Genomic DNA, 23,478 nt, shown 5'->3' on the forward strand with positions numbered 1-23,478 from the left:
ATGCGGCTCTCGACAACACAGGGAAAGCTAAAACGGCGCCGCGGTTCGCGTCAGATCAGTGGGATCAGTGGCACATCACACGCGGCAAGCGTCATTAAAGCGGCGAAAACCATAAACCTGCGCATTTCGTTTTCCTTTTGCTCGTTTGCCGAAAAGATGCGCGCCCGAAGACACAGGGTCAACGGGCGCGGTGTGTTTGGTTCAAAATGCGCGGGTTTCACCCCAGGCGAGTTAGCCCTGCAGCGACTTCACCTCAACATCGCCTTCGGCCTGTGCCTTGATCGCCAGCGCAGCAGCGTGGCTGGCGGCCGCAGTGGTGAAATAGGGAATCTTGTCATACAGCGCAATTGAGCGGATGGACTTGCTGTCCTCAACCGCTTGCGCGCCTTCGGTGGTGTTCATCAGCAACTGCACCTGACCGTCTTTCAGCATGTCAGCCACGTCCGGGCGACCCTCATAGACTTTGTTGACCACGTCGCAGGCTACACCCTGTTCGGCCAGCCAAGACTGGGTGCCGCGTGTGGCCACCAAAGAGAAACCTTGCCCGGTCAGAACCTGCGCGGCCTCAAGCATCGCGGGGGTCTTGTCGGCATCCTTGATCGAGATAAACGCACGACCCGAGGAAGGCAGCACCATACCCGCACCCATCTGTGCCTTGAGGAAAGCGCGGTGGAAGTCGCGGTCCCAGCCCATGACCTCACCGGTCGAGCGCATTTCCGGGCCCAGAATGGTGTCGACGCCGGGGAAACGGGCAAAGGGAAGCACTGCCTCTTTCACCGAAAACCACGGCATGTCCGGATCAGCCAGTGTCATCTGGTCAGCGATCTTGGTGTCCTGACCGTCCTGATAAGGCGGGCGCTGCGGGAAGTTCGCCAGCTTCTCACCAGCCATGACACGCGCGGCAATCGACGCGATGGCACTGTCGGTCGCTTTGGCGACAAACGGTACGGTCCGTGAGGCGCGCGGGTTGACCTCGATCAGGTAAATCTCGCCATTCTTGATGGCGAACTGCACGTTCATCAGACCGACAACATTCAGCGCTTTGGCCAGTTTGAACGCCTGATCCTTGATTTGACCAAGGATTTCCTTCGACAGCGAATAAGGCGGCAGCGAACAAGCCGAGTCACCAGAGTGAACGCCGGCCTCTTCAATATGCTGCATGATGCCAGCTACATGTACGGCCTCACCGTCACAAATGGCATCCACGTCCAGCTCAACCGCACCGGCCAAATAACTGTCCAGCAGAACCGGGCTGTCGCCCGAGACCACCACAGCCTCATTGATATAGCGTTTCAGCTGCTCCATATCGCGCACGATTTCCATGGCGCGGCCACCCAGAACGTATGAGGGGCGGATGACCAGCGGGAAGCCGATTTCATCGGCGATCTCCAGAGCCTGCTCATCGGTCGAGGCGATACCGTTCTTGGGCTGTTTCAGGCCCAGATCATTGACCAGCGCCTGAAAGCGTTCACGGTCTTCGGCAAGGTCAATCGCATCCGGTGTGGTGCCGAGGATCGGAATGCCTTCAGCTTCAAGCGCGTTGGCCAGTTTCAGCGGGGTTTGGCCGCCGAACTGAACGATCACACCGTGCAGCGTGCCGTTTTCCTGCTCTTTCGTCAGGATTTCCATGACGTGTTCAAAGGTCAGCGGCTCGAAATACAGACGGTCCGAAGTGTCATAGTCGGTCGAGACCGTCTCGGGGTTGCAGTTGACCATGATGGTTTCATAACCCGCTTCGGTCAGCGCGAAACAGGCGTGGCAGCAGCAATAGTCGAACTCGATCCCCTGACCGATCCGGTTTGGGCCACCGCCAAGGATGACAACTTTTTTGCGATCAGACGGGCGCGCTTCGCACTCGACCTCGCCCATCATCGGGGCTTCGTAGGTTGAATACATATAAGGCGTCTGCGCTTCGAACTCGGCAGCGCAGGTGTCAATGCGTTTGAACACGGCGTTGACGCCCAGATTGCGGCGGGCACGGCGGACGTTGTCCTCATCCCTGCCAGTCAGATTGCCCAGACGCGCGTCGGTAAAGCCCAGCATTTTCAGCTTGCGGATGCCGTCTTCGGTCACCGGCAGGCCATCTTTGCGGACCTGACGCTCGGCCTCGATGATCTCGCGGATACGGGCCAGGAACCACGGGTCAAACTTGGTGACGCCAAAGATTTCGTCATCGGTCAGGTCGTGACGCATGGCCTGCGCGATGGTGCGCAGACGGTCGGGGGTTTGTTTGCTGATTGCCTTGATGACAGCAGCCTTGTCGGTGGCTTCTTCCCAGACACCAACGTTCAGGCCGGGGATTTCGATTTCATCAAACCCGGTCAGGCCCGATTCCATCGAGGCCAACGCCTTTTGCATCGATTCGTGGATGGTGCGACCGATGGACATGGCCTCACCCACCGATTTCATCGCTGTGGTCAGGTAGGGCTCGGACCCCGGGAACTTCTCAAAGGCAAATTTCGGGATCTTGGTGACGACATAGTCGATGGTCGGCTCGAACGAGGCCGGGGTGACCTTGGTAATGTCGTTGTCCAACTCGTCCAGCGTGTAACCCACGGCAAGCTTTGCGGCGATCTTCGCAATCGGGAAACCGGTCGCCTTAGACGCCAGCGCCGAGGAGCGCGATACACGTGGGTTCATCTCGATCACAACCATGCGGCCATCATCAGGATTGATCGCCCATTGCACATTCGACCCGCCGGTTTCGACGCCGATCTCGCGCAGAACGGCGATCGAACCGTTGCGCATGATCTGGTATTCCTTGTCGGTCAGCGTCAGGGCAGGGGCTACGGTGATCGAGTCACCTGTATGCACGCCCATTGGATCGACGTTTTCGATGGAGCAGACGATGATGGCGTTGTCGGCAGTGTCGCGCACCACTTCCATCTCGTATTCTTTCCAGCCCAGCAGGCTTTCGTCGACGAGGATCTGATTCACGGGTGAGGCATCCATGCCCGAGCGGCAAAAATGGATATAATCCTCACGGTTATAGGCCACACCGCCACCGGTGCCGCCCAGGGTAAAGGCAGGGCGGATGATGGCGGGCAGGCCGATTTCATCCAACTCGTCCAGCGCCATCTGCACACCGGCATCCAGATCGGTGGAACCGTCTTCGCGCTTGGGCGCGGTCACGATGGTTGCCTTGGGGTTTTCCAGCCCCAGCCGGTCCATCGCCTCGCGGAACAGGGCGCGGTCTTCGGCCATTTCGATGGCGTCGCGTTTGGCGCCAATCATCTCGACCCCGAACTTTTCAAGCACACCCATCTCTTCCAGCGCCAGCGAGGTGTTCAGGCCGGTCTGCCCGCCCATGGTGGGCAGCAAGGCGTCGGGGCGTTCTTTCTCGATGATCTTGGCGACAACCTCGGGGGTGATCGGTTCGATATAGGTGGCATCGGCCAGGCCCGGGTCGGTCATGATGGTAGCCGGGTTTGAGTTCACCAGGATGACCCGGTATCCTTCTTCCCGCAGCGCTTTGCAGGCCTGTGCGCCGGAATAGTCAAATTCGCAGGCCTGACCGATGACGATAGGCCCCGCTCCGATGATCATGATCGACTGGATGTCGGTTCTTCTGGGCATGGCCTGGTTCCTTCGGTTGTCTGCGAGTCAGGACGCCCCCATGCGCCCAAATTGTCCTGCGTTATAGGGACCGCGCGAAAAGGTTCAAGGGGTATCGGAAACGGTGACGAAATTGCCGCTTTCCCCTCTTTCCCTTGCCGCCGTATTCTCTATACCGCGCAGCACGACAAATGAGGATGCAATTGCGTATTCGTTTCGATCAGGGGCCAGCCGGACCCGGAACAAGTTTCGACCGGCCAGCCAGAGTGATCCGTGCGGACAAGCCGGACGACGTGCCCCAGGCCCTGGCGGCGCTGGATGAGGCGCGCGCCGACGGTGCGTGGCTTGCCGGTTATGCCAGTTATGAGCTGGGCTATGTGCTTGAGCCGCGCTTGGCTGACCGACTGCCTGCGGATCGCCGTCTGCCTTTGCTGTGCTTTGGCGCCTATGAGGCCCCGGTGCAATGGAATCTTCCCCCGGCGACCGGAGGTGTCACCGGGTTTGAGCCCCGCTGGGATGAGGCGCGGTATACGCGCGCCTTTCAACAGGTTCACGATGCCATCGGGGCCGGGGATATCTATCAGGCTAACCTGACCTTTCCTATCGACCTGACTATCCAGGGCGACAGTGATGCGCTGTATGCAGCGCTGGCAACTGGTCAACCTGTGGGGCACGGTGCGCTGGTACAGCAGGACGGCTTGCCTGATCTGCTCAGCCGCTCGCCCGAGCTGTTCTTTCGTACTGATGCGGACCGAGGGATTGAAACCCGCCCGATGAAAGGCACGCAACCCCGCAGCGACGATATGGCCGAGGATGCGCGCCGCCGAGCCTTTCTGTCGACTGACGAAAAGAATCGGGCTGAAAACCTGATGATCGTCGATCTTCTGCGCAATGACCTTAGCCGCGTTGCGCTGCCCGGATCGGTCAAAGTGCCCGAGCTGTTCAAGGTCGAAACCTATGCCACCGTGCATCAAATGGTCTCGTTAGTTCAGGCGCAACTGCATCTGGGGGCCGAGCTGTCCGATATCCTGATGGCGCTGTTCCCGTGTGGTTCAATCACCGGCGCGCCCAAGATTCGCGCGATGGAGATTTTGGCCGATTTGGAACCCTGGCCCCGCGACATTTATTGCGGCGCCATCGGCTGGGCAGCCCCGGGCGGCCGGTCTGAATTCAACGTGGCGATCCGCACGCTAATGGTCGAGGATGGCAAAGCCACTTTGAACGTGGGCGGTGGCCTGGTCTGGGACAGCACGGCCCCATCGGAATACGAGGAAGCGCTATGGAAAGCCCGCTTTGCCCACCAACTGATCCTGACTTCCGCATAATCGAGACGCTAGCGTACCGACCTGAACAGGGGTTCGTGCGGCGTGATCGGCATTTGGCCCGGATGACCCGATCGGCCCAAGCCTTTGGGATTTCCTTTGACGCGGACCGCGCTATTGATCTGTTGAACGGCGTGGATGGCTCATCACCGCTTAGGTGTCGACTGACGCTAGCCGCAGGTGGTCAGCTGGATATAACGACCGGAGCATTGGCCGATAACCCGACGATCTGGCGGATCGCCGTTGCCGAACCGCGCCTGACCGCGTCTGACATCTGGTTGCAGCACAAAACAACACGGCGTGCCCTATATGACACCACTCGGGCGACTTTGCCTCAAGGCATAGACGAGGCCCTGTTTCTGAACGAACGAGACGAGCTGTGCGAAGGCACCATCACCAATCTGTTCCTGCACATGCCGGATGGCCGCCGCCTGACGCCGACGTTGTCCAGTGGCCTTCTACCCGGCATTCTGCGCGAAGAATTGCTGAGTAATAAAGAGGTTACCGAAGCCACCCTGACCTTGACCGACCTGAAAAACGCAGAAAAACTCTATATGGGAAATTCGTTGCGTGGTCTGATCCGGGCGGAGTTGGCAATACAGTGAGCAAACAAACCGATTGGGCGGACAGCAGGGTGCCGTATCCGCGATTGCGGCTAGAATTCGGATTGTTTTTCATTGCCGCGCCGGTGCTGATCGCGGTGTTCTTCCCACCCGACTGGATGTTCCCCTCGTTATTCACCTTCACGGCCATCGGGATTGTGTTGCTGCACATTACACCCGGCTTTGCCTGGGGTGAACTGCGGTACAACTGGCGCAACTGGTCCTGGCGCGAGGTTGCTTTGTTCACTTTAGCCATGACGATCCTTTGCGCGGCACTTGTAATGTTAATGCGACCCGAGGCGGCGTTTTTCCTGCTGCGCAATCGGCCCGAATTCCTTCTGGTGATTTGGATTGGTTACCCACTGCTGTCGGCCCTGCCGCAAGAGCTTTTGTTCCGGTCCCTGTTTTTCCGCCGCTATCACGAAATCCTGCCTAACGGACGCGCGGCCTATCTGCTGAACGCGACTCTTTTTTCGCTGGCACATCTGATGTACTGGAGCTGGATCGTCGCCGTCATGACCTTTGCCGGAGGGTTGCTGTTCACCTGGGCCTATCGTAAACGTGGATCGTTTTTCTACGCGGTCTTACTGCACGCGATTGCGGGAAACATCATCTTTGCCGTCGGTCTGGGTATCTATTTCTACTCGGGCAACGTGCAAAGGCCGTTTTGACGGCGCGACCTGCCTTGACTTTCCAAGCCTGACAGGGTGTATCGGCGCGACGAATTCTGCGCCCGAAGGGATACTCCATGCACGCCTATCGCAGCCATACCTGCGCCGCTCTGACCGCCGCCAATGTCGGTGAAACCGTCCGCCTGTCCGGTTGGGTGCATCGTGTCCGAGATCACGGTGGCGTGCTGTTCATCGACCTGCGCGATCATTTCGGAGTGACACAGGTTCTGTGTGACGGTGACAGCGCCGCCTTTGCCGAGCTGGAAAAGGTTCGGTCCGAATGGTGTATCCGCATCGACGGCACTGTCAAAGCGCGCGACGCTGAGCTGGTGAACCCGAAACTGCCCACCGGCGAGATCGAAGTTTACGTGCGCGAATTGGAAGTGCTGGGCGCCGCTGATGAGCTGCCGTTGATGGTGTTCGGCGATCAGGAATACCCCGAAGAAACTCGCCTGCGCTATCGCTACCTGGACCTGCGTCGCGAGGCGATGCAGCAGAACATGACCCTGCGCTCGGACGTTGTGGCGTCCATGCGCCGTCGCATGTGGGATCAGGGGTTTCGCGAGTATCAGACGCCAATCATCACTGCGTCCTCGCCCGAAGGCGCGCGTGACTTCTTGGTGCCTTCGCGTCTGCACCCGGGCAAGTTCTATGCGCTGCCGCAGGCACCGCAGCAGTTCAAGCAGCTGATCATGGTCTCGGGTTTTGACAAATATTTCCAAATCGCGCCGTGTTTCCGCGATGAAGATCCCCGCGCCGACCGTTCGCCCACCGATTTCTACCAGCTCGACCTAGAGATGTCGTTTGTTGAACAGCAGGACGTGTTTGATACGATCCAACCCGTTTTGACCGGTGTGTTCGAAGAGTTCGGCGGTGGCCGCAAGGTCGATCAAGACTGGCCGCAAATCTCCTACAAGGACGCGGCACTTTGGTATGGCAGCGACAAACCGGACCTGCGCAATCCTATTAAAATGCAAGTGGTCTCCGACCACTTCCGCGATTCTGGCTTCGCGATTTTCGCGAAGCTGTTGGAGCAGGAAGGCACTGAAATCCGCGCCATCCCTGCGCCGACCGGCGGTAGCCGTAAGTTCTGTGACCGCATGAACGCCTTTGCCCAGAAAGAAGGCCTGCCCGGTATGGGCTATATTTTCTGGCGCGATCAGGGTGAAGGCATGGAGGCCGCAGGTCCCCTGGCCAAGAACATCGGCCCTGAACGTACCGAGGCGATCCGTCAGCAACTGGGTCTGGGTGTCGGCGACGCCGCGTTCTTCTTGGGCGGCAAGCCGAAGGCCTTTGAAAAGGTGGCCGGAAAGGCGCGCGATGTGATCGGTGAGGAACTGAACCTGACCGAAAAAGACCGTTTTGCGTTCGCCTGGATCGTGGATTTCCCGATCTATGAGCAGGATGAAGAAACGGGCGCGATCGACTTTGAACACAACCCATTCTCGATGCCGCAAGGTGGTATGGAGGCGCTGCAGGGTAATCCTCTGGACGTGCGAGGCTATCAGTACGATCTGGCCTGCAACGGGTATGAGCTGGTCTCGGGTGCGATCCGGAACCACAAGCCCGAGATCATGCTGAAAGCCTTTGAACTGGCAGGCTATGGCGAGGATGAGGTGAAAAGCCGATTTGGTGCGCTGTTCAACGCCTTCCACTATGGCGCTCCGCCGCACGGCGGTTGTGCTGCGGGGATCGACCGGATCGTGATGCTATTGGCTGATGAGGCCAACATCCGCGAAGTCATGATGTTCCCGATGAACCAGCGCGCCGAAGACCTGATGATGGACGCGCCCTCCGATCCGACCTCGGATCAGTTGATGGAATTGGGATTGCGGATCATCCCACAGGATTGATCAATCGCCCGCCGCAGCCCCTGCGGCGGGATTTTCTTTTGGATCAGGTGCCCCAAGCCTGCGGTTAATATTCTGCGGTAAATTCTGTATTGCCCCAGTGTCGGTCAACGGACATGATTTTGATCCGCGTGCAACACGGATGTTCCTGGCTGTTGTGCGGGTCTGAAAATAGGCCCAGATCGTCAGGATCGTGGATGTCAGAAAATAAGCAGTCACCATTTCAGATTGCCTCGCGCTGTTCCAACCTTGCCTGAACGATACCGGCAACCTTTGCGGCCAGCGCCGTAACCGGCGCCCCGTCTGCGCGCGATTCGGCCAGTTTCTGCGCGGCATCTGCCAGAACCGTATCCTCGGCATCCCGGGCAACACCGACCAGGAATTGAGCTGCATAGTCCAAAGTGCGATGATCGTTTGGCCCAGCCAGCACATCCGCGATATGCGCCATGTCGTCCTGATAGGCCATCGGGTCCGGGTGGATAACCTCATCCCGAATGGCGTGCAGGCTGTTGGGCCGACGATCCTGTGGCAGGTTTTCCAGAATGAACTGCTGAAAATAAGAAAGTGATTTCAGGGGTTTGTTCAAAAAACCATCGGCACCTGCTTGCAACGCAGCCTCCTGACCGTGATCGTCGCCGGACATTCCCAGAATGGCGCCGATACGTGGGGTTGCTTCGGCCAATTCGGCAATCAGGTCGGCACCGGACCCATCTGGCAGGCCGATATCCACCAGAATGACAGAAGGGCGATAGATCTGCAGGTGACGCCGGGCCGAGGTCAAGCAATCCGCCCGCCGGATACGCGCACCGCTATGCAGGCACATCAGCCGGATGGCGTCGCAGGCATAGCGGCTGTCTTCGACAACCAGAATGGTTTGACCCAGCAGAGGCCGCGTGGCCGTCGGCTGCGCGGGTGAGGCGAAGGGGCTCGAATCGTCCATGGCAGAACTCCTAATCAGCAGATGCCCTAAGCTAGAAACTTCTGGCTAACACAGGGTTAACGGCAATTTGGCGCACTTGTTCTTTGCCCAATCTGCCCTCATAACCGCGGCAACGCAGAACACAGGAGAGTTCAATGATTGGTCGTCTGAACCACGTCGCCATCGCCGTACCCGATCTTGAGGCCGCGTCCGCGCAATATAGCAATGCACTGGGCGCCAAGGTCGGCGCGCCGCAGGATGAGCCCGATCATGGCGTTACCGTTGTGTTCATCGAACTACCCAACACCAAGATCGAATTGCTTTACCCGCTGGGTGAAAACAGCCCGATCAACGGCTTTCTGGAAAAGAACCCGGCAGGCGGCATCCACCATGTCTGCTATGAGGTCGAAGACATCATCGCGGCCCGTGATCACCTGAAGGAAACCGGTGCCCGCGTTCTGGGATCGGGCGAGCCGAAGATCGGCGCGCATGGCAAGCCGGTACTGTTTTTGCACCCCAAGGACTTTAACGGCTGTCTGGTCGAACTAGAACAGGTTTAACCAAGCGAGGCTGTCATGACGATCACTGCTGCACTGGTATTGTTTGCCGTCATCTGGTTCATGACGCTGTTGGTTGTGTTGCCCATCCGTATCAAAACGCAGGGCGATCTGGGTGATATCGTTCCGGGCACCCATGCGGGCGCGCCGGAAGTGCATCATATGAAGAAAAAGATGTGGATCACCACCGGGATTTCGGTGGTACTCTGGGCTGTTATTGCCGGGATTATCATCTCTGGTGTGATCTCGGTGCGCGATTTCGATTGGCTGAACCAACTGGAACCGCGGAACTGAGCGTCAGGTCGAAAGACCTGACAGCTTATGATAGATATGGGTGAAAGTAGCGACCCCGAGGATTGGGATCACCAGATTCACCAGCGGCACCGAGAGGGGAATGGCCATCAAGGTGCCGGCCAACCAAATGGTGGCGGCGTGTTTGGCGCGTAACTTGCGCGCGCCGTCCCGCCCGATCCGACGCATCGCGGCCAGCGTGAAATACTCCCGACCCAGCAGAAATCCGTTCATTACCCAGAAAATAAACGGCGCCAGCGGAGGGAACATCGCATAAAGGATCAACGCCAGCAGGTTGGCCGCAACCAGCACGCCCATGAAGCTAACCGCATCCCTTGACCCTTCGCTGAACGGGATGCCCGGAACGGCGGGCAGGGAGGGATAGTGTTTATCTTCGACCGCCTGCGCGACCTCCTCCAGAAACAAGGACGTAATCGCCGAGGCGACTGGCATCATCAGAAACACCGGCAGAATCAGCACCACAAAGATGCCGGAATAATTCAGAACATCGTTCAGCCACGGGACTGCGCCGATCCAGGGCAGCGAAATCTCATCCCCAGACAGTCTGTTGATCAGCCAGATTGCACCGGCGCAGGCCGCGATCAACAACACGATTGTCAGACCAACGCCACGCAAAAGAACGGCACGGAACTTGGGGTCTCCGATCTGACCAAGCGCCGCGAAAAACGCGTTGAGGATCATCATTCAACGACCCATTCGGTCAGCGCTGCCACATCCGGGCGAGGACGTTCTGGCGGTGCAGTGCCTTCGGTGGCAATGTGGATCAGGCCAGCGATGCGCTCGTTGTCTTGTAAGCCAAAAGCCTGGCGGCAGAATTCGGGATCATGGGTTTGCCAGCCGGACAACCAGTTCGCCCCCCAACCCGCTGCAAGTGCCGCGTTCAGCAAGGCCAGACAGACAGCACCAGCCGAATAGGTCTGTTCAATCGCCGGGATTTTCTCGGATGGTTTCTGCACCTCGACCACGGCAACGGCCAGTTGGCCCATGTCAAACTGGCTTTGCGCTTTCGCGATGTCCTCGGGCGTCTTGCCCAGGGCGACGCCCCGCTCGTGCGTCAACCCGGACAGGCGCGCCATTGCGCCTTTCTCAAGCACGATAAAGCGCCACGGCTCTAGCTTGCCGTGATCGGGGCTGCGGGCGGCGGCGGTCAACAGCGGCAACAGCTCATCCCGCGTCGGGGCCGGTGCAATCAGCGTTTTGGCAGGGCGGGACCGGCGCGATTGCAGAAATTCTAGGGCAGCCGGGTTTTTCAAGGACATATGTTAACTTCCTTTACATGAGCAGTCTGTATCTGGTTGAGTATCTGGCGCGTTTCAAGTGCAATCAGCTGGATAGGCCGGATCATTTTCATTCCCCGGTTCCCCATGCAAGGGTGTTTGCAGGCAAGAGGTGAAAAGATGGCCAAGTCGAAACTGCGCGACATACCGGACCTGAGCGCCTATGCCATCTCTGGCACGGCGGTTCCGGTCCGGGTCACGCCGAAAGCCGCAAAGGACAGCATCACAGTGGATGAGGGAGCAATCCGCATTACGGTCACTGTGCCGCCCGAAAACGGCAAGGCCGACGAAGCTGTGCGCCAGATACTGGCTACGGCCATGCAGGTCGCCCCATCGGCGCTGACCCTGAAACAAGCGCAGACTGCGCGGGACAAGCTGTTTGTCTACGCGCCTTGACTGGGTCTTTCGTGGATTTGATACACCCCCTCCGGCAGATCCAGCGCGGCGGCCAGATCGCGGACTTGCTCAGGAGACAGAGTTATTTTCTGTATCTTGTCTGTGCGTGGGTCCAGCTGCTCAAGCGTCACACATTCGGCGAAGCTGTTGATGACGACATCCTCTTGCAAAGGTTTGGGGCCTTCGTCCACCAGAGTAATGACTGTCGAGTCGAATTCATGCTCAATCGAAAACATGTAGGCAGAGTGCCGGGAGCAAAGCGGCAATGCAACCCGTTCCCGCGCAATCCGACGGTGGCGGTCCCCCAGGTGTCGCGCTATGGTTTTTCAAACGGGATCACCGTTTCAAAGGAATATGAATGCGCTGTCTGATCTATTTGCTGTTTCCTCTGGTGTTGACGGCCTGCAGTGCCGGTGTTCTGCGTGTGCAACCGGCAAATGAATGGTCGCTGGAGTCGAGTGAATTTCAGGTCGACGCCGCCGCGTTTCGGAAAATCAGCCGTCAGGTCGGCGACGAAGCCCGCGCCGAATGTCTGCGCCAGGCCAAGGTCGAAAATTGCGATTTCACGATATTGGTCGACCTGAACCCGCGCGCACCGGCAAATGCCTTTCAGACCCTGGATGATGACAATCAGCCAGTGATCATATTCACGCGTTCGATGATCCAATCTGCGAAGAATCCTGATGAACTGGCCTTTGTCATGGGGCACGAGGCAGCGCATCATGTTTTGGGACACATCGCCCGGCAGTCGAAAAACGCCCAGGAAAGTGCCGCGATCTTCAGCGAATTGGGTAAGCTGCATGGCGAGGAAGGCAAAGACCTTGAACGCACACAGAAATTGGGGGCCGAATTGGGTGTGCAGGTGAACGTGAAAGCGTTCGAGCTTGAAGCGGACCAACTGGGCACGATCATCACCCATAACGCGGGATACAACCCTTTGATCGGTGCCAAGTATTTTGATCGCCTTCCCGATCCGGGGGATCAGTTTCTGGGAAGTCACCCTCCTAATGCCGACCGGGTTCAGATCGTTCTTGAAACCGCAAGACAGTTGGGTCTGACGCAATGACATCCCTGACACGGCTGGGCGTTATCCTGACGGACCGGGGGTCGAAGTACGCGGTAACAGGCGCAGCAGTTGGCACGCGGGCCGAAGTTGATGCAGCCTTGCAAGAGCTCAAGTCAGACAAAGCTTATGCCAAAGCCACGCACAACACCTGGGCGGTCATATTGCCGACTGGGGCGTTGAAGGCCGATGATGGGGAAAGCGGTGCGGGCATGGTGATTCTAAGGATGCTTGAGCGGGCCGGGCTAGACAGTCATGTGGTCATCGTCACCCGCTGGTACGGCGGAAAAAAGCTGGGTGGGGATCGATTTAGGCGCGTGCAGGACGCGACCCGAGCCTATCTGGATCATATTGGCGCCGGGCCTTGATGTGAGTCAAAGGCCCAAACACCGGGCTGAGATATCCTGTTTTGGACATGTGGCAGGAAAGGACCTCTCATGCCCGACCAAGAAATCTTGAAGTTCCATGCAGGTCTTGTGGATCAGATGGCCACCAAACTTGGCGTCGATCTGCAGCAATCCGCGATTGAAGGTGACGTTTCGATCGATCAGCTTTCCGATGCTGTTCTGAGATGCACGGGCTGTGCAAATCCCAATCATTGCCAGAGCTTCCTGCAGCAGCCCGCGCAGGCGGATCAAACGCCGGAATACTGCCGCAATCAGGAATTGCTCCGAAAACTGCAGCCTTAACGACAGGAAGGTTTCATGCCGCATGAGAGTGGTCACCGGACGCGACAGGTGACCTAACAGATGCGCAGAAACCAACACCGGTTTGCGGTGTTGAAAACATGATCAAGGCAGGAAAACTGATGGCGCGAAATACTCTGGGGGATGTCGAAAAACACTTTTGGCTAACCCGTTCGGTGGCGCGATGTATGAAAATCTCATTGACCGAAGCCATGGCAGAGAACCGGCTTACACCGGATCGCTATGCCGAAATGGTGACACGCTGCCGGGCATCGCAGTGCAGCAACCAATGTGCCATCTGGTTGTCTGAACAACAATCCGAGGCCCACACTGCGCCCGAATTCTGTGCCAACGCTGATCTGATGAACGCGTTGAAGACCTAATTACAGCTTGGAATGGGACCCGTCGCACAGCGGAGGATTCCCGCTGTGTTTGCAGCCACAGAAAAAGACTTTCTTGCTGCTGTCTGCCGTGTACTTGACCGGTTCGAACCCTGTGTCTTTATGCGATCCATCGCAAAACGGCTGCCGTTTGGATCGGCCGCATGCACACCAGAAATAGCTTTTCCCTTCGATCACTTCGACCGGGAAGGGACCTTTTTGCGCGATGGTGGGGCTGTCTGACATGTGGCTACTCCGTCTTTTGCTGATGTCACTCTACCAGTGTAAGCCGATATGCGAAAATCTGTAGGAAATGCTCATAAATCCGCTGTTTCTGAGGGGGTTACCGGCGTTGTTTCGCCTTTCCTCACGATCGCGTGATCGAATTCGTTGCCAAAATGCCATTCAAGTCGTATTGTGAGACCGGCCCCGGATTCTTGGGCAATATCAGGAAATTAATAGAGGAATGACGGACATGAAACTCAAATTTGCTGCCGTTGGTGCATTTGCCCTAGTTTTGGCTGCTTGCTCGCAGCAGGAAGAACCGGCACCGGTTTATATCACGCCTGAGTACGACAAATTCGGCACACCTAGCTGCCCGGCAGGAACTGAGCTGGCCACGACAGAAGCAGGCCAGACTGTCTGTAATCCGGTCGCACAATAAGTATTCCGCGGGTGGCCGGTTTATTAGGCCGCCCGCGCATTCTCGACCCAAAAACCGCCCCTGGGGCGGTTTTTTCTTGCCCGCCATACACCAATGCGGCTTCAGTTCCGTACACCGAAAAGTTGAAGACTGATGAGAAACCTCCTTACACATCTCAAGGACCGAACGCGTTGGAGCTGGCAAGGGCTGGTCGCGACCTGGCGGGAAGAGTATTCGTTCCGCGCCTGGGTTTGGGCAAATCTGGTTTCGGCTGGTCTGGCTGTTTGGTTGCCGCTCGGTGAAGGGATACGCGCCCTGATCCTGATATTGGGCCTGCTTGTTTTGGTAGCCGAGCTGTTCAATACCGCGATCGAGCGCGCTGTCGATCATACCTCGACCGAACACAACAAACTGGCGGGGCAGGCCAAGGACGCCGCCAGTGCCGCTGTTGCGTTAACGGCTTTGGCGGCGGGATTGGCTTGGGTCATCGGGCTTTTAAGCCTGGTCTGATGCCCTCAATACCTGCGCCGTTTAATACCATAGCGATATCCCCGATTCTGAATTCCGTAACTCCGTGGAAGGTAATAAGGCGAGGCATGTTTGTTGCTGAACGCTTGCCTTGACCGGTGGTGCCGTTTGACCGGCTTGACGTAATGAACCTTGGGTTTGCTCTTGTGGTGGTACACTTTCGGCTTGGTTTGATGTGGGTGCTTGCTGGTCCGATGATAGACTTTGGGTGCACCATAGTATCGCTGCACATGGTGTTTGCTGCGCAGATGGAGGCTAAGCGGTTCGGACCCTATGATAATGAAACCGCCTGCGCGGACATTATCCGCAACAGCGGGAAAGGCATAAAGCTGAGCAGCAAGTATAACCGTTATGCATTTCAGGCCAAAGGGGCGTAGGCAGGACATTGGAACTTCCTTCCTATAAGGCGGTATGTCCCGTCATAATCCACGAGTCTGGCGCAAAACGCCAATAAACTTGCCTCACGCTTTGCCCAACCGGGGTGATCGGATCAGGTCAGCTTGCCCCAAAGGTCATATTCGCCAGCCTCATCGACCTCGACCGAGACGATGTCGCCGGGGTTGAGGGCTTCAAACCCTTCGTCGATAAACAGATTGCCATCGATCTCGGGTGCATCGGATTTGGTGCGGCAGGTGGCGGCCTCGCCGTCGACCTCATCCACGATCACCTCGATGGTCTGGCCGACCTTGGCGGCCAGCTTGGCCTCGGAAATCGCCTGGGCCTTCTCCATGAACCGTTCCCAGCGCTCTTGTTTGATCTCAGCCGGAACATGGTCGGGCAGATCGTTCGAGCGTGCTCCGTCCACGTTTTCGTATTGGAAGCATCCCACGCGATCCAATTGCGCCTCATCCATCCAATCCAGCAACGTCTGGAACTCAGCCTCGGTCTCGCCGGGATAGCCGACGATAAAGGTCGAGCGCAGGGTGATATCAGGGCAGGTCGCGCGCCAGGCGGCAATCTCGTCCAGAGTTTTGGCCGCTGCCGCCGGGCGGGCCATGCGTTTCAGAACATCCGGGTGCGCATGTTGGAACGGAATATCCAGATAGGGCAGGATGTTGCACCCGGCATCAGCCATCAGGGGGATCAGCTCGCGTACATGCGGGTAGGGGTAGACGTAGTGTAGACGAACCCAGGCATCCAGCTGCCCCAGCTCACACGCCAGGTCGGTGATGTGGCTGCGCACCTCACGGTCCTTCCACGGGTTCACATCGTATTTCCGGTCCAGCCCATAAGCCGAGGTATCCTGCGAGATGACCAGCAATTCACGCACGCCATTATCGACCAGCTTTTCGGCCTCACGCAATATGGCGTGGGCCGGACGGCTGGCCAGCTTGCCGCGCATGTCAGGGATGATGCAGAACTTGCACTTGTGGTTACAGCCCTCGGATATCTTTAGATAGCTGTAGTGGCGTGGGGTCAGCTGCACGCTCGCAGCGGGCAGCAGATCAACAAATGGGTCTGGATCGGGGGGCACCGCTGAATGCACCGCATCCAGCACCTGTTCGTATTGATGCGGCCCGGTCACAGCCATGATGTGCGGGTGGTGTTCACGGATATAGTCAGGTTCGGCCCCGAGACAGCCCGTCACAATGACCTTGCCATTTTCCACCAAAGCCTCGCCAATGGCGTCCAGAGACTCAGCCTTGGCGCTGTCGAGGAACCCGCAGGTGTTCACGATTACGGCATCGGCCCCGGAATAATCTGGCGAAATGCCGTACCCTTCTGCACGAAGACGGGTCAAAATCCGCTCGCTATCGACCAATGCCTTGGGGCAGCCCAGCGATACCATACCAATGGTTGGCTGGTTGGTACGTGGCGTATCAGGCATCCGGGCGGCTGGCGCCAGGTCAGGGCGGAGGTTTGGTGGGTTCGTGCTCATGGCGCGGCATATAGTGGGGAACGCTTCCTCTTGCAAATACGGGCTGGGCTTTGGATGATCTTTTCAACGCATGCCAAATAAGCGGAGAGCAGAAAAATGAAGTGGCTGGTGCGCATACTCTTCTTATTCGTGGCCGCAATCGGGTTGGTCATCGGCGCCTTATTGCTGATGCCAGGGGATAAGCTGGCGGTGATTCTCGCGGAACAGGTCAAAAGCGAAACGGGGCGCGACCTGACATTGTCGGGGGATGTGAATCTGTCGTTCTGGCCCGTTCTGGGGATGGAGACCGGCCCTGTCACGTTTGGCAACGCACCCTGGGCCGGGACCGAACCGATGCTCAGCGCCGAAAGCCTTGCCGTCGGTGTGGATGCTTCGGCGCTGCTGAACGGAGATTTACGGATAAGGCGGGTTGTCGCGGACAATCCGATTTTACGGCTCGAGTTATCCGATGGGCGCGGCAATTGGGAACTAAGCGCTCCGGTTGCCTCGCAGGCGACGACCGGAAGCAATACCAGCGCGTCATCTGCATCGCCGCAAGGTGCCGTGACGCTGGACCGCCTGGAACTGACCAATGCACAGTTGGTTTACATCGAAAATGGCGCAACGAAATTCAACTTCTCAAACGTTGATCTGTCGGCCAGCTGGCCGGGACCGACCTCACCCATGGTGATGGAGGCACGGATGGCGGTGCCGGGTGGCCATGTGAAAGTTGACCTCGAATTACCGGACCTGCCGACCTATGCGTCAGGGGCTGTCGCGCCTTTGAAATTGGCTCTGACCGCGCCGGGCGGCGAGGTTGGATTCGATGGCCGCGTTAATCTTGCTGGAGAAATGGACGGCGCGCTTGCGGTCAAAACCACGAACACCGAGGAAATGCTGGCCGCCTTTGGACAGGCCGGTGTCGGGGTGCCGTTGGGGTTGGGGCGTAAGGCCGATGTGTCTGGGCAGATGACCTATACCAGCGAGGGCCGTATCTCACTGCGCAACTTGGTGGCGCAGTTGGACCACAACCGCTTTACGGGGGAGACGGATATTGAGATTTCGGATCCACCAAAAATCACAGCGCGGCTCAAGAGTGGGGATATTGACCTGTCACGTTTCAATGACGCTCCGGCATCGAGCGGGGGTGGGACGGGAACAGCGTCCTCACCCGACAGCGGGTGGTCAACGGCCCCGATTGATGCCTCGGCCCTGTCGCTGGCCAATGGGGAAATACGCCTGACAGCCTCGTCCATTGTCCTGCCCGACATTAAACTGGGTGACAGCGACCTGATCCTCATACTCGACCGGTCCCGTGCTGTGTTGCAGATGAACCCGGCCACAATGTTTTCGGGGCAGGTGAACGGGCAGGTGGTGGCCAACAACCGCAATGGCCTGTCAGTCGGCGGTAAGCTGAAGGCGAAAAACATGAACGTTCAACAAGCCCTGTCCACCCTCGTGGGGATTGAGCGTTTTACGGGTACAGGAACGGGTGAGTTTGAATTTCTAGGCGTCGGGCAGACCGAAGACCAGATCATGCGATCCCTCAGTGGCACGGGCAATCTGAATGTGGGGCAAGGCGTGATTTCGGGTTTTGATCTGGATCGCCTGATGGGGCGCGGCAAAGGTTCGGGTGGGACAACCGTGTTCAACAGCCTGACAGCCAGTTTTACCATTGATCAGGGTGTGCTGACCAATAACGACCTGCTGATGTCACTGGACAATTTCCGTGCAGATGGGACCGGCAAGGTCAATATCGGCGCGCGCAGGATCGACTATCTGTTTACCCCAACCGCGCTGCGGGCCAACTCGGGGCAGGGTCTGTCGGTGCCAGTGCGGATTGTCGGGCCGTGGAGCTACCCTTCGATCAAACCTGACCTGTCCAAGGTGATCGAGGCTGCCGCCGAAGGTCAGCTCAAAGACCTTGAGGACGACGCCAAGCAAAAGGTGCTGGACAAAGTGGGTGATGAGCTGGGCACAGCAGTGACTGACAGCGAAAGTGTCGAGGATGCTTTGAAAAACAAGCTGGAAGAAGAGGCCAAGAAAGGCCTGTTCAAACTGTTGGGCGGAAATTAAAGGGCGGGGCGACCGCGGTGCCCCGATCCCATATCAGATGGTTTGGTCGTAATCGCCAACGCCGGGCTCAGTCCGGATGATGGCGTCGATATCGGCAAAAATGGCGCGCATTTCGTCTTCGCTTTCGCTGCTTTCGCAGACCACAACCAGGTTTGGCGTGTTCGAGGACGCCCGCACCAGCCCCCAGCTGCCATTATCCAAAATGACCCGCGCGCCGTTGACGGTGACAACCTCTTTGATCGCGCGGCCTGCCAGGGTTTCACCTGCATCGGCCTTGGCGACCAGCTTGTCCACCAGCCGTTTGAGGATGTCATATTTCTCGGTATCAGAGGCATACGGCGACATGGTCGGCGTCGACCAGGTTTTTGGCAACGCCTTGCGCAGATCCGACATACTTTGATCCGGGTTGCGGTCCATCAGTTTGCAGATCTCAACCGCGACCCGCATGCCACAGTCATAGCCGCGCCCGATCGGTTCGGCCAGGAAGTAGTGACCCGATTTCTCGAACCCGGCCAAGGCGTTGATTTCCTTGACCCGACGCTTCATGTGGCTGTGGCCGGTTTTCCAGTAGTCGGCTTTGACACCACGTGCCTGCAACTCGGGGTCGCTGGCGAAAAGACCAGTTGACTTAACGTCCGCGACAAAAGTTGCGTTCGGGTACAGCTTGGCCAGATCGCGGGCCATGATCACGCCGACCTTGTCGGCGAAAATCTCTTCGCCCTCGTCATCGACAACACCGCAGCGATCGCCGTCACCGTCGAACCCCAGCGCCATATCGGCACCGCTGGATTTCACAGTGTCGGACATGTCGTGCAACATCTCCATGGCTTCGGGGTTGGGGTTGTAGTTGGGGAAGGTGTAATCCAGACGGGTGTGGCTGGGCACGACCTCGACCCCCATCCGCTCGAAAATTTCGGGGGCAAAGGCTGACGCTGTACCATTACCCGTCGCACAAACGACTTTCAGTGGCCGGGACATTTTGAAGCCACCAACCAGGTCGTCGATATACGCTTCCTTCACACCGTCGACGAATTCGTACGAGCCCCCTTCGTGGCGGACGCCTTGTCCATTCAGAACGATGTCACGCAATTCCGACATCTCGTCCGGGCCGTGGGTCAAAGGGCGCTCAAAGCCCATTTTCACACCGGTCCAGCCGTTTGGGTTATGGCTGGCGGTGACCATGGCCACGGCAGGGACATCCAGATGGAACTGGGCGAAATAGGCCATAGGGCTCAGTGCCGGGCCGATATCCTTGACCTGAATTCCGGCCTGCATCAGGCCCAGGATCAGCGCATTCTTGATCGCCAGCGAATAGTCGCGATAGTCGTTGCCGACCGCGATCACAGGCGCGATTCCACGCTTGCGCATCTGAGTGCCCAAACCCAGCCCCAGCGCCGTCATGCCCGGCAGATTGATCTCTTCGGGGTATTTCCAACGGGCGTCATATTCGCGAAACCCGGTGGGTTTGATCATCGGGTCGCGCAGAAAACTCCAGGTGTTCGGAGTCACCTCGGGGATGGGTTTGGTCATGCTATCGCTCTTGCTTAAATCTGAATCGGGTTGGCTTTGGCCAATGCATCAAAGCGCATCAATGTGTCAATCAATTGAGGCATTTGATCCAGATAGATCATGTTGGGACCGTCGGAAGGGGACTTGTCCGGGTCCTCATGCGTTTCGATGAACACTGCACCCACACCGATTGCCGCAGCCGCACGTGCCATCAGCGGAGCAAATTCGCGCTGCCCGCCAGTCGACCCACCTAGGCCTGCGGGTTGCTGAACTGAATGGGTTGCGTCCATCACGACCGGATAGCCCGTCTGCGCCATTTGCGCCAGCGAACGCATGTCGGTCACCAATGTGTTGTATCCAAACGAGGTGCCTCGTTCTGTCAGCAGAATGTTTGAATTCCCAACGCTCTCAATCTTCGTGACAATGTTTGCCATGTCCCAAGGCGCCAAAAACTGCCCTTTTTTCACGTTGATGGCCGCGCCTGTTTCTGCGGCGGCCAAAACCAGATCGGTTTGACGGCACAATAGGGCTGGAATCTGCAGCACATCGCAAACGTTGGCCGCGTCCGCACATTGATCTGGCGAATGTACGTCAGTCAGAACAGGCACCCCAATTTGCTGCCTGACGCTCTCTAAAATCTCAAGTCCCTTGGAAATTCCTGGGCCACGGACACCAGAAATAGAGGTGCGGTTCGCCTTGTCGTAGGACGCCTTAAAGACGTACTGCGCACCGGCGGCGTCGCAGGCCTCTTTCATTTTGCCGGCGATCATCTGGGCGTGATCGGCGGTTTCAAGTTGGCAGGGGCCGGCAATGATCGTCAGAGGCAGATCATTACCGACCGTGAGATCGGAGATTTTTACATGTTTCATGTGTCTTACGAGGATACCTGTTCACGAAGGACCGACGCGGTAAGCGAGATCATCAGGTAGATACCAGCAAACAATAGGAAAGCCAAAATCGTATTTTCGAACTTACGCGGATAGCTGGGTTCCTCACTGGCGACCGGGTTCACTGAAACCGTCAGGTAACGCACTTTGCGGTTGGCTTCGGTCCGTGTGGTTTCCATCTGTTCCATTGCGGTTTGCAGCATCAAATCACGAGCCACAAGGTCGGCTTGCGCCATCTGAATTCGCACGCTTAAACGCGCCAGCGAGTTTTCGCCTGCTGACGCGTCCAGCATTTCGGCGTTCAGTTCAGCCAACACAGCTTCGAGTCTTTGAATATCCGCTCGTACGCCTTCCACTTTGGCCTCGTTCGGGCGCAGGTTGTCCAGAAGCGCGGCCAGTTGCAGTTCCTTTTCCTGCAGCTCAATCTCGATCACGTTGATCCGTTCGCGCAGGCCAAGGAGGACGTTTTCTGGGTCCAAAACCGCCCCCTGCAACTGCAGCTCGATTAATTCTTCTTGCGCCTTCCGGCGTTCTTCCTGAGCCAATTCAAAACCGGCCCGAGCATCGCGCATTTGGTCTTCGCGTTTCAATTCGGTCAGACCGTTGATTGTTTCTTCGGCATAGGACAGTAGAAGATTGGAAAGTTCGACTGAAATCTCGGGGCTTGGTGCCGCAACTTCCATCCGAATGATACCGTCGCTGGGGTCGTACCCAATGGTAATCATTCGTTTGAAAAGCTTATAGGTATCCTCAAGAGAAGCGTCCTGCGGCAGGCGTTGAATCGGATCGATCCAATCCTGCTTGAAGATTTCGGAAAAATTGGTGTCGTTTTCAAGTCGCACCAGTGCGTCTTTGGATTCCAAAAATTCCTGCGTGGCAACGGAATCCTGTGCGGTGGCGAATTGAGTACCTGCAAGAAACCCACCAAAGGACGCCCCGCCGCCGTCTGCCTGCAAGATCGAAAAGGCAGAATCGCTGGCGTACATCGGTGTTGCGTAGCGATAGAAATATGTGCCTACAATCAGGGTCGGCAGCAGTACAAAGGCCGCCAGGCGTGCAAACAGCGCAAACAGCTTGCGTTTGCGGCGGCGTGCGATGTCCTTCTGAATCTCACCGATTTCGAGATTTCGCCGCTCTGCCGGGGTTAATTCGGGACCGGGCAGGCCTTGCAAAGTGTTCGAGATCGTCTGAGGCAACTGAATTTTGATCTTATCCTTTGCCTGATCGTTCGAGCTTGTCTTTTCGGCCGCCAAATCAAGTAGGTTGGCGCGTTCAAAAGGGTCGATGCCTTTTTTACGTAGTAGCCGCACCGCATCGTAATCCGACGTTGCAGCAAGCCCGTTTTTTTGGGCCAGACGCCGTGCCACGCGCAATTGGCGACCGGTTAGCCCTTCGCGCTTGATCGCCTCAATATCGGTCGAGGGAGAAGGGTCATTTGCCGCCTCAGACGGTTGCGTGGCCTTTCTGATGCGCGAAATCGCGTCGGCCCGGGTGTCTGCGGAATCCGAGCCCTGACGATTGCGGCGCCAGCGATATTTTTTAGCCTTGGGTTTGGTAGTCATATAACTGTCGTGCCTCTTCCAAGGTGTCGAACATGTAAAGCTGACCGTCCAATAGAACGGCCGCCTGCTGTGCAAATTTCTCAATAACGTCGGGATTGTGGGACACGATCACCAGTGTCGTTGTCCGCAAACGCTCTCGCAGGATGTCACCTGCCTTTCGGTTGAATTCAACATCTGTGGATGAGGGCATGCCCTCGTCAATCAGATACATGTCAAAATCCAGCGCCAGCATCAGGGCAAAGGTAAAGCGGGCCCGCATACCGGTTGAATAGGTCCCGATAGGTTGGTTGAAATACTCACCCAGATTGCACAGCCAGCTGCAATACGCCTCGACATAGTCGGGATCCATTCCGTAGATTTTGGCGATGTAGCGGGCGTTTTCCAAGGCCGAAAGCTTTTTGACCACACCGCCGGAAAACCCCATCGGGAACGAGATGCGGCAGGATTTGCGGATCACGCCCTCATCCGGTTTTTCCAGCCCTGCCATCATGTTGATCAACGTCGTCTTGCCGGTGCCGTTTGGGGCCAATATGCCAATCGACCGGCCCAGTTCGATCTGGAACGAGACCCGATCCAGGATCACCTTGCGGCGGGTCCCGGTCCAAAAGGACTTACTGACATTCTCAAACTCAAGCATTCACGGCCTGCTGCTCTGGCGTTTGTTTGGTACACCGCCCAGGTTGGTAAACCATCGACTAATTTATTGGTCTATGTTGGCTACATTATGTCGAATTGTGAAACAAATGATCAATGCGTACCGTCGCTGTGCTGTTGGTTTTGTGACTTTTGCATCTATTGGCCTCGGGGTGCCCGTTGACTATCTTT

26 protein-coding genes are annotated in these 23,478 nt (G+C 57.4%); 15 read left to right on the forward strand and 11 right to left on the reverse strand.

The features are described from left to right. Positions 1-231: 231 nt before the first annotated feature. Positions 232-3,576, reverse strand: coding sequence for a carbamoyl-phosphate synthase large subunit (gene carB, locus AB1A64_RS10580; protein ID WP_366551377.1), 3,345 nt, complete (start codon positions 3,574-3,576; stop codon positions 232-234). A gap of 176 nt (positions 3,577-3,752) precedes the next feature. Between carB and AB1A64_RS10585 the strand changes: the two genes are divergently transcribed. The 4 genes from AB1A64_RS10585 to aspS all read left to right on the forward strand — a co-directional run bounded on the left by AB1A64_RS10585 (position 3,753) and on the right by aspS (position 8,003). Then, the gene (locus AB1A64_RS10585; RefSeq protein WP_366551378.1) at positions 3,753-4,880 is read left to right on the forward strand and encodes an aminodeoxychorismate synthase component I; all 1,128 of its coding nucleotides are present in this window, start codon (positions 3,753-3,755) and stop codon (positions 4,878-4,880) included. Then, positions 4,835-5,482, forward strand: coding sequence for an aminotransferase class IV family protein (locus tag AB1A64_RS10590; protein ID WP_366551379.1), 648 nt, complete (start codon positions 4,835-4,837; stop codon positions 5,480-5,482). The genes AB1A64_RS10585 and AB1A64_RS10590 overlap by 46 nt, the downstream gene beginning before the upstream one ends. Next, positions 5,479-6,150 carry a CPBP family intramembrane glutamic endopeptidase gene (locus AB1A64_RS10595; RefSeq protein ID WP_366551380.1) on the forward strand — a complete coding sequence of 224 codons (672 nt, stop codon included), beginning with the start codon at positions 5,479-5,481 and terminating at the stop codon, positions 6,148-6,150. Before AB1A64_RS10590 ends, AB1A64_RS10595 begins: the two co-directional genes overlap by 4 nt. A 77-nt stretch (positions 6,151-6,227) precedes the next feature. Continuing rightward, positions 6,228-8,003 carry an aspartate--tRNA ligase gene (gene aspS / locus AB1A64_RS10600; protein WP_366551381.1) on the forward strand — a complete coding sequence of 592 codons (1,776 nt, stop codon included), beginning with the start codon at positions 6,228-6,230 and terminating at the stop codon, positions 8,001-8,003. Between the two features lie 220 nt (positions 8,004-8,223). Here aspS and AB1A64_RS10605 read toward each other — a convergent pair whose 3' ends face one another. After that, on the reverse strand, positions 8,224-8,940 hold the full coding sequence (locus AB1A64_RS10605; protein ID WP_366551382.1) for a response regulator: 717 nt from the start codon (positions 8,938-8,940) through the stop codon (positions 8,224-8,226). Between the two features lie 134 nt (positions 8,941-9,074). Between AB1A64_RS10605 and mce the strand changes: the two genes are divergently transcribed. Together mce and AB1A64_RS10615 are read left to right on the forward strand one after the other, a co-directional pair. Next, positions 9,075-9,479, forward strand: a complete 405-nt coding sequence (gene mce, locus AB1A64_RS10610) for a methylmalonyl-CoA epimerase (protein WP_170347876.1) — start codon at positions 9,075-9,077, stop codon at positions 9,477-9,479. A 15-nt stretch (positions 9,480-9,494) separates the two neighbouring features. Next, complete coding sequence (locus AB1A64_RS10615; RefSeq protein ID WP_170347877.1) at positions 9,495-9,770, forward strand: DUF1467 family protein; 276 nt, start codon at positions 9,495-9,497, stop codon at positions 9,768-9,770. A gap of 3 nt (positions 9,771-9,773) precedes the next feature. Here AB1A64_RS10615 and AB1A64_RS10620 read toward each other — a convergent pair whose 3' ends face one another. Both AB1A64_RS10620 and AB1A64_RS10625 read right to left on the reverse strand, forming a co-directional pair. Beyond that, a complete protein-coding gene (locus AB1A64_RS10620) occupies positions 9,774-10,469 on the reverse strand; it encodes an EI24 domain-containing protein (RefSeq protein ID WP_366551625.1) in 696 nt (231 codons plus the stop codon). Then, positions 10,469-11,047, reverse strand: a complete 579-nt coding sequence (locus tag AB1A64_RS10625) for a nitroreductase family protein (RefSeq protein WP_366551383.1) — start codon at positions 11,045-11,047, stop codon at positions 10,469-10,471. Before AB1A64_RS10625 ends, AB1A64_RS10620 begins: the two co-directional genes overlap by 1 nt. Before the next feature lie 138 nt (positions 11,048-11,185). Between AB1A64_RS10625 and AB1A64_RS10630 the strand changes: the two genes are divergently transcribed. Further along, positions 11,186-11,461: a DUF167 domain-containing protein gene (locus tag AB1A64_RS10630; RefSeq protein ID WP_366551384.1), complete on the forward strand. Its 276-nt coding sequence runs from the start codon at positions 11,186-11,188 to the stop codon at positions 11,459-11,461. Here AB1A64_RS10630 and AB1A64_RS10635 read toward each other — a convergent pair. Next, positions 11,449-11,697 (reverse strand): hypothetical protein, encoded by a 249-nt coding sequence (locus AB1A64_RS10635; RefSeq protein WP_170347880.1) that lies wholly within the window; start codon positions 11,695-11,697, stop codon positions 11,449-11,451. The genes AB1A64_RS10630 and AB1A64_RS10635 overlap by 13 nt on opposite strands. A gap of 122 nt (positions 11,698-11,819) precedes the next feature. On the opposite strand from AB1A64_RS10635, the gene AB1A64_RS10640 reads away from it, so the two are divergent. The 4 genes from AB1A64_RS10640 (at position 11,820) to AB1A64_RS10655 (ending at position 13,593) form a co-directional block, all read left to right on the forward strand. After that, positions 11,820-12,527 carry a M48 family metallopeptidase gene (locus tag AB1A64_RS10640; protein WP_366551385.1) on the forward strand — a complete coding sequence of 236 codons (708 nt, stop codon included), beginning with the start codon at positions 11,820-11,822 and terminating at the stop codon, positions 12,525-12,527. Beyond that, positions 12,524-12,892, forward strand: a complete 369-nt coding sequence (locus AB1A64_RS10645; protein ID WP_366551386.1) for a YigZ family protein — start codon at positions 12,524-12,526, stop codon at positions 12,890-12,892. The genes AB1A64_RS10640 and AB1A64_RS10645 overlap by 4 nt, the downstream gene beginning before the upstream one ends. A 69-nt stretch (positions 12,893-12,961) precedes the next feature. Continuing rightward, complete coding sequence (locus AB1A64_RS10650) at positions 12,962-13,213, forward strand: DUF6455 family protein (protein ID WP_366551387.1); 252 nt, start codon at positions 12,962-12,964, stop codon at positions 13,211-13,213. A 119-nt stretch (positions 13,214-13,332) separates the two neighbouring features. After that, positions 13,333-13,593 (forward strand): DUF6455 family protein, encoded by a 261-nt coding sequence (locus tag AB1A64_RS10655; RefSeq protein ID WP_366551388.1) that lies wholly within the window; start codon positions 13,333-13,335, stop codon positions 13,591-13,593. Here the strand turns inward: AB1A64_RS10655 and AB1A64_RS10660 are convergent, their stop codons facing one another. Next, the gene (locus tag AB1A64_RS10660; protein ID WP_170347885.1) at positions 13,594-13,836 is read right to left on the reverse strand and encodes a CDGSH iron-sulfur domain-containing protein; all 243 of its coding nucleotides are present in this window, start codon (positions 13,834-13,836) and stop codon (positions 13,594-13,596) included. It lies immediately after the preceding gene. A 229-nt stretch (positions 13,837-14,065) separates the two neighbouring features. Here AB1A64_RS10660 and AB1A64_RS10665 point away from each other — a divergent pair, with 229 nt between their 5' ends. From AB1A64_RS10665 to AB1A64_RS10675, 3 genes are all read left to right on the forward strand, one after another. Further along, complete coding sequence (locus AB1A64_RS10665; protein ID WP_170347886.1) at positions 14,066-14,254, forward strand: hypothetical protein; 189 nt, start codon at positions 14,066-14,068, stop codon at positions 14,252-14,254. Between the two features lie 132 nt (positions 14,255-14,386). After that, positions 14,387-14,743 (forward strand): diacylglycerol kinase, encoded by a 357-nt coding sequence (locus AB1A64_RS10670; RefSeq protein WP_366551389.1) that lies wholly within the window; start codon positions 14,387-14,389, stop codon positions 14,741-14,743. Positions 14,744-14,886: 143 nt separating this feature from the next. Next, positions 14,887-15,138 carry a hypothetical protein gene (locus tag AB1A64_RS10675; RefSeq protein ID WP_366551390.1) on the forward strand — a complete coding sequence of 84 codons (252 nt, stop codon included), beginning with the start codon at positions 14,887-14,889 and terminating at the stop codon, positions 15,136-15,138. A 113-nt stretch (positions 15,139-15,251) separates the two neighbouring features. Here AB1A64_RS10675 and rimO read toward each other — a convergent pair whose 3' ends face one another. Then, the gene (rimO, locus tag AB1A64_RS10680; protein WP_366551391.1) at positions 15,252-16,640 is read right to left on the reverse strand and encodes a 30S ribosomal protein S12 methylthiotransferase RimO; all 1,389 of its coding nucleotides are present in this window, start codon (positions 16,638-16,640) and stop codon (positions 15,252-15,254) included. A 96-nt stretch (positions 16,641-16,736) separates the two neighbouring features. Here rimO and AB1A64_RS10685 point away from each other — a divergent pair, with 96 nt between their 5' ends. Beyond that, on the forward strand, positions 16,737-18,695 hold the full coding sequence (locus AB1A64_RS10685; protein ID WP_366551392.1) for an AsmA family protein: 1,959 nt from the start codon (positions 16,737-16,739) through the stop codon (positions 18,693-18,695). Between the two features lie 33 nt (positions 18,696-18,728). Here AB1A64_RS10685 and AB1A64_RS10690 read toward each other — a convergent pair whose 3' ends face one another. From AB1A64_RS10690 to AB1A64_RS10705, 4 genes are read right to left on the reverse strand one after another with little or no spacing between them, the layout of a single operon-like run. Beyond that, positions 18,729-20,225 (reverse strand): phosphomannomutase/phosphoglucomutase, encoded by a 1,497-nt coding sequence (locus tag AB1A64_RS10690; protein ID WP_366551393.1) that lies wholly within the window; start codon positions 20,223-20,225, stop codon positions 18,729-18,731. A gap of 14 nt (positions 20,226-20,239) precedes the next feature. After that, on the reverse strand, positions 20,240-21,073 hold the full coding sequence (gene kdsA, locus AB1A64_RS10695) for a 3-deoxy-8-phosphooctulonate synthase (protein ID WP_366551394.1): 834 nt from the start codon (positions 21,071-21,073) through the stop codon (positions 20,240-20,242). A gap of 5 nt (positions 21,074-21,078) precedes the next feature. After that, the gene (locus AB1A64_RS10700) at positions 21,079-22,653 is read right to left on the reverse strand and encodes a capsule biosynthesis protein (RefSeq protein ID WP_366551395.1); all 1,575 of its coding nucleotides are present in this window, start codon (positions 22,651-22,653) and stop codon (positions 21,079-21,081) included. Next, positions 22,631-23,290, reverse strand: coding sequence for an ATP-binding cassette domain-containing protein (locus AB1A64_RS10705; RefSeq protein WP_366551396.1), 660 nt, complete (start codon positions 23,288-23,290; stop codon positions 22,631-22,633). The genes AB1A64_RS10700 and AB1A64_RS10705 overlap by 23 nt, the downstream gene beginning before the upstream one ends. Positions 23,291-23,478: the final 188 nt, after the last annotated feature.

Origin of the sequence: Ruegeria sp. ANG10, assembly GCF_040705255.1 — a bacterium.
Classification (GTDB): domain Bacteria; phylum Pseudomonadota; class Alphaproteobacteria; order Rhodobacterales; family Rhodobacteraceae; genus Ruegeria.